This window comes from Hyphomonas sp. GM-8P (assembly GCF_003263315.1).
Classification (GTDB): Bacteria; Pseudomonadota; Alphaproteobacteria; order Caulobacterales; family Hyphomonadaceae; genus Hyphomonas.
Window position 1 is genome coordinate 108,512 of the sequence record NZ_AWFE01000061.1, and the last position, 12,546, is coordinate 121,057.

General features: G+C 63.6%; 12 protein-coding genes. 11 read left to right on the forward strand and 1 reads right to left on the reverse strand.

Annotation, left to right across the window (positions count from 1 at the left end; all coding sequences use genetic code 11):
• Position 1: 1 nt before the first annotated feature.
• The gene (locus HY26_RS06970; protein WP_112073211.1) at positions 2-1,192 is read right to left on the reverse strand and encodes a methionine gamma-lyase; all 1,191 of its coding nucleotides are present in this window, start codon (positions 1,190-1,192) and stop codon (positions 2-4) included.
• A gap of 108 nt (positions 1,193-1,300) precedes the next feature.
• Here HY26_RS06970 and HY26_RS06975 point away from each other — a divergent pair, with 108 nt between their 5' ends.
• The 11 genes from HY26_RS06975 to HY26_RS07025 all read left to right on the forward strand — a co-directional run bounded on the left by HY26_RS06975 (position 1,301) and on the right by HY26_RS07025 (position 12,542).
• Positions 1,301-1,771 (forward strand): Lrp/AsnC family transcriptional regulator, encoded by a 471-nt coding sequence (locus HY26_RS06975; protein WP_034763462.1) that lies wholly within the window; start codon positions 1,301-1,303, stop codon positions 1,769-1,771.
• Between the two features lie 33 nt (positions 1,772-1,804).
• Positions 1,805-4,651, forward strand: a complete 2,847-nt coding sequence (locus HY26_RS06980; RefSeq protein WP_112073212.1) for a [protein-PII] uridylyltransferase — start codon at positions 1,805-1,807, stop codon at positions 4,649-4,651.
• A 22-nt stretch (positions 4,652-4,673) separates the two neighbouring features.
• The gene (gene murJ / locus HY26_RS06985) at positions 4,674-6,230 is read left to right on the forward strand and encodes a murein biosynthesis integral membrane protein MurJ (RefSeq protein WP_034763465.1); all 1,557 of its coding nucleotides are present in this window, start codon (positions 4,674-4,676) and stop codon (positions 6,228-6,230) included.
• Between the two features lie 24 nt (positions 6,231-6,254).
• Positions 6,255-7,295, forward strand: a complete 1,041-nt coding sequence (gene trpS, locus HY26_RS06990; RefSeq protein ID WP_034763653.1) for a tryptophan--tRNA ligase — start codon at positions 6,255-6,257, stop codon at positions 7,293-7,295.
• 95 nt (positions 7,296-7,390) lie between these two features.
• On the forward strand, positions 7,391-7,846 hold the full coding sequence (locus HY26_RS06995; protein ID WP_158531439.1) for a copper chaperone PCu(A)C: 456 nt from the start codon (positions 7,391-7,393) through the stop codon (positions 7,844-7,846).
• Between the two features lie 192 nt (positions 7,847-8,038).
• Entirely contained in the window at positions 8,039-9,100 is a 1,062-nt protein-coding gene (locus tag HY26_RS07000) for a hypothetical protein (protein WP_034763478.1), read from the forward strand.
• Between the two features lie 94 nt (positions 9,101-9,194).
• Positions 9,195-9,773, forward strand: a complete 579-nt coding sequence (locus tag HY26_RS07005; RefSeq protein WP_034763482.1) for a NifU family protein — start codon at positions 9,195-9,197, stop codon at positions 9,771-9,773.
• A 69-nt stretch (positions 9,774-9,842) separates the two neighbouring features.
• Positions 9,843-10,442: a malonic semialdehyde reductase gene (locus tag HY26_RS07010; RefSeq protein WP_034763484.1), complete on the forward strand. Its 600-nt coding sequence runs from the start codon at positions 9,843-9,845 to the stop codon at positions 10,440-10,442.
• Between the two features lie 12 nt (positions 10,443-10,454).
• Positions 10,455-11,099 carry a tRNA (adenosine(37)-N6)-threonylcarbamoyltransferase complex dimerization subunit type 1 TsaB gene (gene tsaB / locus HY26_RS07015; RefSeq protein WP_112073213.1) on the forward strand — a complete coding sequence of 215 codons (645 nt, stop codon included), beginning with the start codon at positions 10,455-10,457 and terminating at the stop codon, positions 11,097-11,099.
• On the forward strand, positions 11,096-11,551 hold the full coding sequence (gene rimI / locus HY26_RS07020; RefSeq protein WP_083180690.1) for a ribosomal protein S18-alanine N-acetyltransferase: 456 nt from the start codon (positions 11,096-11,098) through the stop codon (positions 11,549-11,551). The genes tsaB and rimI overlap by 4 nt, the downstream gene beginning before the upstream one ends.
• 94 nt (positions 11,552-11,645) lie before the next feature.
• The gene (locus HY26_RS07025) at positions 11,646-12,542 is read left to right on the forward strand and encodes a dienelactone hydrolase family protein (RefSeq protein WP_112073214.1); all 897 of its coding nucleotides are present in this window, start codon (positions 11,646-11,648) and stop codon (positions 12,540-12,542) included.
• Positions 12,543-12,546: the final 4 nt, after the last annotated feature.

Consider the following 12,546-nt stretch of genomic DNA (forward strand, 5'->3'; position numbering starts at 1 on the left):
CTTAGGCCAGCGCCGCTTCGAGGTCTGCCAGGATGTCCTCGACATCCTCCAATCCGACGGAGAGGCGGATCAGGCCATTACTGATGCCATGTTCGAGGCGTTCTTCTTCCGTATAGGTCGAATGGGTCATGCTGGCCGGGTGCTGGATCAGCGTTTCGGCATCGCCGAGGCTGACGGCGCGGCGGATCAGCTGCAGCCGGTTCATCATCCCGATGCCCGCCTCGTAACCGCCCGCGAGCTCGAATGCGATCATGCCGCCGAAGCCGTCCATCTGGCGCGTGGCGAGGTCATGCTGCGGATGGCTGGCGAGGCCCGGATAGTAGACATTCTCCACGCCCGGCTGGGCTTCCAGCCATTCGGCTACGTACTGTCCGCTCTCGCAATGGCGCGCCATGCGCAGCTGCAAGGTCTTCAGTCCACGCATCACCAACATCGCATTGAAGGGCGACATGACGGAGCCGGTCATATCCTTCACGCCGATCATGCGGACGTCCTTGATGGCCTCAGTGCGGCCGAGCACCATGCCCGCCACAAGGTCACCGTGCCCGCCCAGATATTTGGTGGCCGAGTGGACGACGAAGTCGGCGCCGAGTTCGATCGGCCGGGTCAGCAGGGGAGAGGCATAGGTGTTATCCACTACCACAAGCGCGCCGGCCGCGTGCGCGATGCGGGACGTTTCGCGAATGTCGACAAGCCGCATGTTCGGGTTTGCTGGCGTCTCGAAATAGACGATCCGCGTTTTCTCGCTGATCGCGGCGGAGAGGTTTGCCGGGTCGCGCAGATCGACATGGGTGATCTTCACGCCGAAACGCGAGAGGCCGTCGCGCATGAAGGCAAACGTGCAGCCATAGAGCGTCTGGTCGGTGATGATCTCGTCGCCTGGCTTCAGCAGCGTCCACATGAGGGAGCTGATGGCGCCCATGCCGCTGGCAGTGGCGAGGCCCGCTTCGGCGCCTTCGAGGCTGGCGATCCGGTCTTCCAGCAGGGCGACAGTGGGGTTCGAGATGCGGGAATAGATGTGGCCTTCGGCCTCACCGGCAAACAGCGCGCCGCCCGTCTGCGCGTCCGGAAAGGCGAAGGTCGACGTCAGATGTACCGGCGGTGTCAGCGCATAGTCGTTTTTAGCCGGGTCGTAGCCATGATGAATGGCGCGGGTGGCGGGGCCTAAAGGGCGGGTCGCATCGAATGCCATGGGGATCTCCATCTTTAAGGAGATTCTACCATGGGATTGTGGGCGAAAGGTGCCGAACTGCGTCGTCTTTTGCTTGCAGATTGGCAGAATATGCCAATACAGTCGTGTATGGATGCCATAGATGCCAGAATTATCCGCGCCCTGCAGCGCGATGGACGCCTCACCAACCTCGAACTGGCCGAGGAAGTGGGCCTCTCGCCTTCGCCCTGCCTGCGCCGCGTGCGCAATCTGGAGGCTGCCGGGGTGATCCAGGGTTACACTGCCCTCGTCGACCAGAAGGCCTGCGGCTATCCCATCACCTGCCTGGTGCGCATCCGCCTCGCCAATCATTCGCAGGAAAACGTGCAGGCTTTCGAGAAGAAAATCGCGGAAACCGACGCGATTCTGGACTGCTATCTGATGACGGGCGGGGCGGACTACGAGCTGCGAATCGTCGCCCGCAGCCTTGATGATTATGAGCAGCTGGTGCGCCACACGATCCAGAAACTGCCGGGAATCGCCTCCATCGAGACCAGTTTTGCCTATGGAGTTGTGAAGAAGTCCCGCATCCTGCCGGTCCGTGTGGAAAAGGGTGCATAGAACCCGCCCCGGAACCTGCTATAGACAGCCCCCATGAACATACCGCCCACCAAGGCCCCGACGCTCCTCGAAACCCGCAGCCCGCTTCTGCGCCGGCCGGGGAAATGGCGCATCTCGAACATCATCGATGGCCGCGCCCTGCGCGTGAAGCTCACCGCAGCTGCGCTCGACAATTTCGGTGACCCGCAGGCCGCCCGCAAGGCGGCGCTGGACCTGCTGCACGGGGCCATGTTCCGCGGCCGCATGATCGCGCAGGAGCGCCTGCAGCAGGGGGCCGACGGGCTGGACACGGCGCGGCTCCTCTCTGCCGTGCAGGACGAGGTGATCAGCGCGCTCTACGACTTTACCACCACGCACGTTCACCGGGCCCGTAACCCGACAGAGGCCGAGCGGATCACCATCATGGCGACCGGCGGTTATGGTCGCGGCGTGATGGGGCCGTCCTCGGATACGGACCTCCTGTTCCTGCGCGCCTACAAGGTCAGCCCGCACACCGAGAGCGTGGTGGAGTACATGCTCTACGCCCTGTGGGACATGGGGCTGAAGGTTGGCAATGCGTTCCGTACGCCGAACGACTGCGTGAAGCTGGCGCTGGAAGATGTGACCATCAAAACGAGCCTTCTGGATGCCCGTTACATCTGCGGCGACGAGGCGCTGGCCGAAGAAATGCTGACCGCCTTCCACGAGGGCGCCGTGAAGGGGCGCGATGCGCAATTCATTGCCGACAAGCTGGCCGAACGCGATGCCCGCCATTCCCGGCAGGGTGATGCACGTTACGTGGTCGAGCCCAATCTGAAAGAAGGCAAGGGCGGCCTGCGCGACCTGCAGACGCTCTACTGGATCGCCAAGCAGACCTATGGCGGCCACACGCTGGAAGATGTCATGCAGGCCGGTCCGTTCACGGATCATGAATATTCCGTCTTCATTCGCGCCGCACGTTTTCTGTGGACGGTGCGTTGCCATCTTCACTTCGTAACGGGCCGTGCGGAGGAACGTCTCAGCTTTGACCTGCAGCCGGAAATCGCCGCCCGCATGGGCTATCGCGACCGGCGCGGGCAGCAGGGCGTGGAACGCTTCATGAAGCGCTATTTCCTCGTCACCAAGGATGTCGGCGGCCTGACGCGCATCTTGGCGGCGAAGCTGGAAGCAGACCAGAAGAAAAAGCCGGAAGGCTTGCGCCGCTTCCTGCCGGTGCGCGGCCCGGTGGAGCTGGATGAACCGGGCTTCATCCTCGATAATGGCCGGATCAATGTCCAGGACGAGAAGGCCATGCGGGCCGACCCGCTCAATATGCTGCGCCTGTTCATCGTGGCGCGCGACGAGGGCAAGGACATACATCCGCAGGCGCTGAGCCTGCTGACCCGGGCCCTCCGGGCCCTCAACGAGCGGGTGCGTGAGAGACCGGAAGCGCAGGAACTGATCCTCGACGCCATTCTGGGCGGGGATGATCCGGGCCTCATCCTGCGCAGGATGAACGAAGCCGGCATCCTCGGCCGGGCAATCCCGGAATTCGGCGGCATCGTCGCGCAGACCCAGTTCAACATGTACCATCACTACACGGTGGATGAGCATACGATCCGTGCAGTCGAGGCCATCTCCGAGATGGAGCATGGCCGCGACGCGCATCCGATCAAACTGGTCACAGAACTTTTCGACCTGATCGAGAACCGCCGCGCGCTCTACCTCGCCATGCTGTTGCATGATACCGGCAAGGGGAAAGGCGATCAGCAGATCGCCGGCATGAAAACTGCCCGCAAGGCCTGTGAACGCCTCGGCCTGTCGGAAGACGAAACCGAACTTGTGGCCTGGCTGGTCGGCCACCATCTGGAAATGAGCGAGACGGCGCAGAAGCGGGATATTTCCGATCCGCGGACCGTGACGAAATTCACAGAGATGGTCGGCTCGCTGGAGCGGCTGCGGTTGCTCTACATTCTCACCATCGCAGACATCAAGGCGGTGGGCCCCGGCGTGTGGAACGCCTGGAAAGGCCAGCTGCTGACGGACCTCTATCACAACACGGCCGCGGCCCTGCGTGGCGGACGGACAGATGAGGCCGGCGTGCTGGCCGAGCTGGAAGCCCGCGCCGAGCGCCGCCGGCAGGAACTGCTCGACCGGCTGGGCACTGTTCCGGCTCTGATGCTGGAAATGGAAACGGCCTACTGGACCGGCTTCGACATTGAAGACCTTGCCTGGCATGCGGAGGCGCTGAATGGCGGCGGCGACCAGGTTCATCATCGCCTCTCGCTTGAAGGCGGTGCGATGGCGCTGTTCGTGTCCGGCGCCGACCGCCCGGGCCTGTTCGCAGACCTCGCCGGAACGCTTGCTCACAATGGCGCGAACATTATCGCGGCGCAGGTCTACACTAGCCGCGAAGGCGGCATCATCGACGTGTTCATGCTTCACGACATCCAGGACAAACCGTTCGGCAAGGACGATCCGGCCCGCCTGCAGCGGCTGGAAGCCGCCCTGCAAAAGGTGCTCGCCGGGGAGCCGGGCGACATCACTGTGCGCGAACGCATGGGCCGTCGACAGGCCGCCTTCCTGGTGCATCCATCTGTCCAGATCCGCGACGACCTGTCTGCAGACCATACAGTGATCGACATTGCCGGGCGTGACCGGCCCGCGCTGCTTTATGATGTGGCGAACTGCCTGGCCGATGCCGGCGTTTCGATCCACTCGGCCCACGTGGGCTCGTTCGGCGAACGCATGTTCGATGCCTTCTACGTGCAGACCGAGGACGGGCGGAAGCTGGAAGCGGACGCTGCCCTCAAAGAGTCCCTGCGTGAACAGCTTCTCGACGTATTGGGCCGTCATGAACCGGATGCCCCGCACACGCCGGCCCGAAAGCTGCGCCGATCGCGGGCCGTAGACAGTTTCTGAGAACCTCTGCACGACAGGCCGCATGAGCATCGCCCGCAACACCCTCGTGCAATCCTCGCTGACACTGGGCAGCCGTATCCTCGGCTTTGCGCGGGATATCCTGCTGGTGGCAAAGCTCGGCGCCGGGCCGATCAACGATGCCTGGGTGACGGCGCAGCAATTTCCGAACCTGTTCCGCCGCATTTTCGCCGAAGGCGCGTTCGCCTCCGCCTTCGTGCCGACCTATGCCCGCACGCTGGAGGCCGAAGGGCCGGAAGCGGCGCAGGCCGTGGCGCAGGAGGCGATGCGCGTCCTCTTCGCTTTCACCGCGGCGCTCACCATTCTGGCGCAGATCTTCATGCCCTGGGTGCTGCTGATCATCCATGGTGGACAGGCCGACGACCATGTCCACTACAATCTGGCTGTGCTCCTGACACGGATCACCATGCCGTATCTCACCTGCATGGCCTTGGCGGCGCTGCTCTCCGGCGTGCTGAATTCCGGTCAGCGCTTCATCCTGTCGTCCGGTGTGCCGACACTGCTGAACCTCTGCCTCATCCCGGCGGCGCTGATCTCCGATGTGCCGGAGGTCGTTTCCAAGGCGGCCGCCGTCGCCGTGCTGATCGCGGGCGTGCTGCAGGTGGCGCTGCTCTGGTGGGGCGTCAGCCGCCAGAAAGTCCGCCTCGGCCTGATCGGCTGGCCGCGCATCACGCCTGCGGTGAAGAAAGTCATGGCGCTCGCCGTGCCCGGCACGATCGCGGCGTCGGGTACCCAGATCAACATCATCGTCAGCCAGTCGCTCGCCAGTTTCGAACAGGCAGCGAAGTCATGGCTTTACACGGCTGACCGGCTTTACCAGCTGCCGCTCGGCCTCGTCGGTGTGGCGGTCGGCGTCGCCATCCTGCCGCGCCTCAGCCGGGCCGCGCGCAGCGAGGATCATGCCTCCAGCCAGGCGACGATGGATGAAGGCATCGGCCTCGCCATGGCGCTGACCCTTCCTGCTGCGGCCGCATTGCTCGTTGCCCCGGTGTTCCTGATCGAGGCCTTCTTCGTGCGCGGGGCCTTCTTGCAGTCGGATGCCGAAGCGTCCGGCGGGGCGCTGTTCCATTTTGCCTGGGGCGTGCCGGCTTTCGTTCTGATCAAAGTTCTGGCCCCGGCTTTCTTTGCCCGCGAAGACACCAAGACCCCGATGCAGTTCGCCCTGATTTCAGTGGCCATCAACACGGCGCTTGGCGCCGGCCTGTTCTTCTGGCTGAACGGGCAGGGACAGCTGGGCTTTATCGGCCTCGCCATCGCCACTTCCGTAGCCGCCTGGGTGAATGCCCTGCTGCTCGCCACGACGCTGGCGGGTCGTGGCTGGTACAGGCCAGGTCCGGTGCTGGTGTCGCGCACGCTGCGGGCCCTCATTGCCAGCGGCCTGATGGCCGGGTCTGTCTGGTTCATGGTGCATAATTTCCAGTGGCTGCGGGACAATATCATCGACTCGCGGGCGCTGGCGGCTGCAATTGTGATCCTCGCGGGCGGCCTGATCTACGCAGTTGCAGCCTTCCTGACGGGCGCTATCCGACCCCGCGACATCACGCAGGCCTTGCGCCGCTAGGTAAATCGGCTACAGCGCTTGCGCATGACTGACACGAACACATCCGAATACACCGGCCCTCAGCGGGTCTTCTCTGGTATCCAGCCGACCGGTAACCTCCACCTCGGCAACTATCTCGGCGCGCTGAAGAAGTTCGTCGACCTCCAGAATGACGGCTGGGACTGTGTCTATGCCGTCGTGGACATGCACGCCATCACCATGCCGGTGGAGAAGGGCGTGCTGGCTGACCAGACCCGCCAGATCGCAGCGGCCTTCATCGCGTGTGGCATCGACCCGAAGACATCGATCGTCTACGCCCAGTCCTCCGTGCCGGCGCATGCCGAGCTCGCCTGGGTGTTCAACTGCGTTGCGCGCATGGGCTGGGTCGAGCGGATGACCCAGTTCAAGGACAAGGCCGGCAAGGATGCCGAGCGGGCCTCAGTGGGCCTCTTCACCTATCCGGTCCTGCAGGCCGCAGACATCCTGGCCTACAAGGCGACCCACGTCCCCGTGGGCGAGGACCAGAAGCAGCACCTCGAGCTTAGCCGCGACATCGCCGATCGCTTCAACCGCGAATACGATGTGCCCGGCTTCTTCCCGCTGCCGGAACCGCTGATCAAGGGCCCCGGCGCGCGGATCATGAGCTTGAAGGACGGCACCAAGAAGATGTCGAAGTCCGACCCGTCGGACTTATCGCGCATCAACCTGGTCGACGATGCCGACCTGATCGCCAAGAAGATCAAGAAGGCGAAGACCGACCTTGAAGGCGACATGCCATCTGAACCGAAGGGCCTCGAAGGCCGCCCGGAAGTCGAGAACCTTGTCGGCATCTACTCCGCCGTGAGCGGGCAGAGCGTGGAAGAAGTTCTGGCCGAATATGGCGGCAAGGGCTTCGGCGTGTTCAAGCCGGCCTTGGCCGACGTCATGGTCGCCCATCTCGCGCCGATCACGCAGCGCTATCGCGACATCCTCGCGGACCAGTCCGGCATCGACGCCATCCTGAAAGACGGAGCGGAGCGGGCAGACGCGATCGCCGCGCCGATCATGGAAGAGGTGCGCCGCGCCGTCGGTTACTGGCGGCCCTGATATTAGCCTGACGGGCAAGCGTGCCATTCCGGCACATTGACCCGTCCGGCCTTCCGGCTACGACTTGGCGCATCAGTTCTGAAAGGATGAGCGACATGCTGCTTCGCACCCTGATTCCCGCCGCCCTGTTGCTGGCGGCCTGTTCCGGTCCGGCCGATGCGCCGGCAGGTGAGTCCGTGATCGAGGTCAAGGACGCCTTCATCGTGAAGCCCGCTGAAGGACGCGACGTCGCCGCCGGCGGTCTGATGGCCTACGTCACGGGTGCCCCGGTGGAACTGGTCGGCGCCTCTACCGATGTAGCTGACCGGGTGGAGCTGCATACTATGACCATGGAAGACAACGTCATGCAGATGCGTCAGGTCGAGAGCTTCACGGTCTCCGAAGGCGAGCCTGTCGTGCTTCAGCGGGGCGGAAACCACCTCATGCTGTTCGGTGTCGATCCGGCCATCGCCATAGGCGACACGGTCGATCTCTCCCTGGAGTTCCGCGATTCGGATGGCACGTCGCAGACGCTGGTCACCAGCGCTGACGTCAAGGGACTCGGGGACTGAATATCGCTTGATCCGATGGCGGACAGCTCCTGTGTGCCTTCAAATCTGACATCTCCGACCCGTCTGGCGCGGCATTTGCGTGCACGGCTGCAGGTTGCGGACATTTAACAGTTAATGAGCTGTTAAAATGCCACAATTGAACGCATAGTGTTGTGAATGCAACACCGCGCCAGAGCCGGGGAAATGTAGAGTATGGCCTTCGACAGCCGTTTGCACGCTGCCTATCTCGAAGAGGGACCAGACCCGAACGAGGTGACAGCAGAAGACCTGCGAGAACTGGATGAGGCAGAGCCGCATCCGATCATGGATTTCTTCCGCGGTCTCTGGCGGCGAACCATTTTCCTCTTCAAGCTGAGCCTCTTTCTCGCACTGGTGGGCGCCTATCCGTTCTCGGCGGTCATGTCCCACAAGATCGACGACTCGGACATCGTCTTCGCAGACGGCCAGAAATGGGCCTTCCCGGAATCCGGCATCGCGATCACCAAGATCGCACGCGAACTGGAAGGGAAGGGCTGGGCCGACGACAAGCCGAACTGGCACCCGCAGGCCCGCCTGACGGCCATGCCCGCCTGGCAGGAAGCCACGGCCGATGGCCTTTCCGAATTTACCCGCATGGCCGCTGCTGCCGTGCCGGACGAGAATGGTGAGCCGGATGCGGACCTCATCGCCGCTTCGCGCCTGCTGAAGGGCATTCCCGGCGAAGACATGCGTCCGCGCATGACGGCTGCCGCCGAAGCCCTGAACCGGTTCGACTCCCGCGCCAGCCGCGGTCTCGTCACTGTGGCCGACCGCCGGGTACTGGCCGCCGATGAAGCCCGCATGTTCGCAGGCTGGGCGGTCGCCGATCAGGACGACCTTTCCACCCAGATTTATCAGGAATCGACAGGCTGGCCGGCCTCCAAGCAGGACATCCGCGTTTTTTATGCCGCGAAGGCCCGCGCGCACATTGCCCTGCAGATGCTGAAAGCGGCTCGCCGCGCCGATCGCGACAGCCTCGCCGATGCCGACACGATGGCTGCCTATGACAAGGCCGAAGCGGCCTGGACCCGTGCCGCCCAGATCCGTCCGCTGGTCGTCTCCAACCAGAAAGGCGATGGCGCCATCATGGCGAACCACCTCGCCAGCCTCGGCTTCTTCCTGCGCGATGCCCAGCGCACCTCCGAAGAACTGGCCGAACGCCTCGAACAGCCACTTCCCCCGGCAGAGGAAGAAGTGGCCCAGCTCGACCCGGCTGTGACCGGCACGGCCAACTGAGACCCGCGTCTTAAGCCTTTCGGCCCTTGATACGACTGCTTGTCCGCGCCATCTGTTGCGCAGGTGAAGCTTTTGACAGAAAGGGCAGGCGGCGATGTTCATTCAGACCGAACCGACTCCCAACCCCGATACGATCAAGTTCCTGCCGGGACACGAAGTGGCAGGCGACCGAGGCCCGTTCGATTTTCCGGACGTGACCAGCGCGCGCATCAGCCTGCTGGCCCGTGCGCTGTTCCAGGTCGACGGGGTCGAACGTGTTTTCCTTGGCAGCGATTTCGTGTCGATCAACAAGGCCGAAGACAAGGACTGGCGGCACGTGAAGCCGATGGTGCTGGCCGCAATCATGGACCATTACATGGCCGGCCTGCCGGTCGTGGAAGACGGTGCCGAGCCGTCAGCCTCCGCCGAAGCCGATGTGACCTATGAAGGCGAGGCGGCTGAGATCGTCGAGGAAATCCGTGAGCTGATCGAGACGCGAGTGCGTCCGGCCGTGGCTCAAGATGGAGGCGATATCATCTTCCACCGGTTCGAGCCGGACACTGGTATTGTACATCTCTCCATGCGCGGCGCCTGCGCCGGTTGCCCGTCATCGACGATGACGCTGAAGCAGGGCATCGAGAACATGCTGAAGACTTACGTTCCGGAAGTGACGGCGGTTGAAGCCGTTCTCTAGGCGCAATCTGCCCTCTTGACGGCCTGCGCGAAGACAGGCCGCATACCCAAAAGCAAAAGGACTGACCTGATGGCCCACCCTGTGAACGACCATGCCCTGGACGTGATTTTCCGCGACGCGCGCTCCTATAATGGCTGGCGCGAGGAAGATGTCCCGGAAGTCCTGATCCGGGCGGTGTATGACCTGGCAAAGCTCGGCCCGACCAGCGCCAACAATTCGCCGGCGCGGTTCGTCTTCATCAGCTCCGAAGAGAGCAAGGCGCGCCTGGTGCCGCTGATGTCGGAAGGCAATCGTGAGAAGACGCAGAAAGCTCCGTGGACGGTGATCGTCGCTCACGACATGGAGTTCCACGAGAAGATCCCGAAACTCTTCCCGCATGCCCCGGAAGCGAAAGACTGGTTCCACCACATCAAGGAAGAGACCGCCTTCCGGAACGGGACGCTGCAGGGCGCTTACCTCATGCTGGCGGCCCGCTCGCTCGGCCTCGATTGCGGCCCGATGTCCGGCTTCGACGCCGCGGGCGTCAACAAGGAGTTCTTCGAAAGCCAGGACGGCGAGATGAAGAACTGGAAGGCGAACTTCATCTGCAATATCGGCCATGGCGACCGCACGACGATCTTCGACCGCTCGCCGCGCCTGGCATTCGACGAGGCCTGCCGCATCCTCTAGGCGGGCGAGACGATGCTGGTCCTGGGGCTGAACACCGCTTTTACCGCCATGGAGGTGGCACTTGTGCGCGATGGTGAGATCCTCGCCGATGCGCGCGAGGTGATGGCGCGCGGCCAGGACAAGCATCTGCCGGCCCTCGTCCAGCGCCTGCTCGACGATGAGGGCGTGACGCTGGAACAGGTGGACCGCATCGCCGTCGTCACCGGCCCTGGCAGTTTCACCGGCATCCGCATCGGCGTTGCCTATGCGCGCGGCCTGGCACTGGTGACGGGGGCCGATTGTGTCGGTGTAACGAGCCTAGAAGCCGCTGTTCCCTCCGGCATGGAAGGCACGGTGATGGGCTGCCTTGCCGGGCAGAAACGCCCGCCGGACCAGACGTGGTGGATCCAGGGCGTAAACGAGGGGCAGGGTATTGCCGACGTGCTGGAACTGCGTCTTGAACAGCTGCTGCCCATGCTGGAAGGCTTCCACGCGCCGATCTTCATGGACAATGCCGATGCCCTCGGAGACCTGAAAGACAGACTGGACCTGCGCCCTCTCGTGCCGTCCGCCATCACGGCGGCGATCAAGGGTGGGCAGTTCGATCCGGCGGCACATCCTCCGTCTCCGGTCTATGCGCGCGAGCCCGACGCGACCCTGCCGGAGCCGCGCAAGTGACCCACCCTGTGATCGTCCTGCGTGCGGAAGATGCGGGGCGCATGAGCCAGCTGCACATGCGTTGCTTCGACGACCCCTGGAGCGCCATATCGTTTCGCGGCCTATTGCTGGACACCTCCATCCTGACGCTGGGTGTGGAGCTGAATGGGGAGCTTGTCGCCTTCGCCATGGCACAGACCATAGCCGGCGAGAGCGACATTCTCACCGTGGCCACCGCGCCGGAGCACCGCCGCAAGGGTCTCGGTGCCACATTGATCTCCGCGCTCATCAACCGGCTGGGCGAGCGCGGCGTCTCCCGCATCACGCTGGATGTGGCCGAGGACAACGCGCCGGCCCGCGCGCTCTATCGCGGGTTCGGCTTCACTGAGGATGGCAGGCGGCCCCGCTACTACACCGCCGGGCGTGATGTGCCGGTCGATGCCGTGCTGATGTCCCGCAAGATGGGCCTCTGACACAATAGGGCGCCCCCACACAGAAGTGATCGCTTCGCCCTATCCAAATCCTGCATCTGCGCTACCATCCCCGCAGCAGCAGGAGGACGCGCGAATGGCAGATGACATCAAACAGGTAGATATCCCGCAAAAAATTCCTCAGGGCGTGTTCGACCTTTACGACCAGTATTGCCACGGACACCTGTCGCGGCGAGGCTTTTTTGAGGGCCTGGGAAAGTATGCGGTAGGCGGACTAAGTGTCGCTTCGCTCGCGGCTTGCGTCATGCCCGACTATTCGAAACAGCAGACGTCTGAGAGCGATGGCGGGCTTGATGCCGAAATGGTCACCTACAGTTCGCCCGAGGGGGCAGGCGAAATGGCCGGCTATCTCGTGCGCCCCGCAGGCGGCGCCGTGCTGCCCGGCGTTCTGGTCGTGCACGAAAACCGGGGCCTGAACCCGCATATCAAGGATGTCGCCCGGCGCGCGGCAAAGGCCGGCTATGTCGCCTTTGCGCCGGATGCGCTCTACCCACTCGGCGGTTATCCCGGTAATGACGATGACGGCCGCACGCTTCAGGCGCAGCGTGACAGCGGGAAAATGCTGGCCGATTTCATGGCCGGGGCGGAGTACCTGCGCGATCATGAAGCGACCAATGGCAAGGTGGGCATCACCGGCTTCTGCTTCGGCGGGGCGATCACCAATCTGATGGCGGTGAAGCAGCCCTGGCTGTCCTGTTCGGTGCCGTATTATGGCGGCTGGCCGAGCGTGGAGGACGCAGCCAGGCTGGAAGTGCCGCTGCAGATCCACCTCGCCGGGCTGGACGACCGGGTGAATGCCGGCTGGCCAAATTACCAGGATGCGCTCAACGCGGCGGGCAAACCGTACGAAGTGTACCTCTATGAGGGCGTGAATCACGGGTTCCATAATGACACGACGTCTCGCTACGATGAGGCTGCCGCGACGCTTGCCTGGAGCCGGACGCTCGATTTCTTCGCAAAACACCTCGCCTGATCGC

Excerpts from the sequence above, each read along its gene's own strand:
- HY26_RS07025 (WP_112073214.1), top strand. The coding sequence starts at position 11,646 with ATGGCAGATGACATCAAACAGGTAGATATCCCGCAAAAAATTCCTCAG.
- HY26_RS07000 (WP_034763478.1), top strand. The coding sequence starts at position 8,039 with ATGGCCTTCGACAGCCGTTTGCACGCTGCCTATCTCGAAGAGGGACCA.
- HY26_RS06995 (WP_158531439.1), top strand. The coding sequence starts at position 7,391 with ATGCTGCTTCGCACCCTGATTCCCGCCGCCCTGTTGCTGGCGGCCTGT.
- HY26_RS07005 (WP_034763482.1), top strand. The coding sequence starts at position 9,195 with ATGTTCATTCAGACCGAACCGACTCCCAACCCCGATACGATCAAGTTC.
- HY26_RS07010 (WP_034763484.1), top strand. The coding sequence starts at position 9,843 with ATGGCCCACCCTGTGAACGACCATGCCCTGGACGTGATTTTCCGCGAC.
- trpS (WP_034763653.1), top strand. The coding sequence starts at position 6,255 with ATGACTGACACGAACACATCCGAATACACCGGCCCTCAGCGGGTCTTC.
- HY26_RS06975 (WP_034763462.1), top strand. The coding sequence starts at position 1,301 with ATGGATGCCATAGATGCCAGAATTATCCGCGCCCTGCAGCGCGATGGA.
- HY26_RS06970 (WP_112073211.1), bottom strand. The coding sequence starts at position 1,192 with ATGGCATTCGATGCGACCCGCCCTTTAGGCCCCGCCACCCGCGCCATT.
- HY26_RS06980 (WP_112073212.1), top strand. The coding sequence starts at position 1,805 with ATGAACATACCGCCCACCAAGGCCCCGACGCTCCTCGAAACCCGCAGC.
- tsaB (WP_112073213.1), top strand. The coding sequence starts at position 10,455 with ATGCTGGTCCTGGGGCTGAACACCGCTTTTACCGCCATGGAGGTGGCA.
- murJ (WP_034763465.1), top strand. The coding sequence starts at position 4,674 with ATGAGCATCGCCCGCAACACCCTCGTGCAATCCTCGCTGACACTGGGC.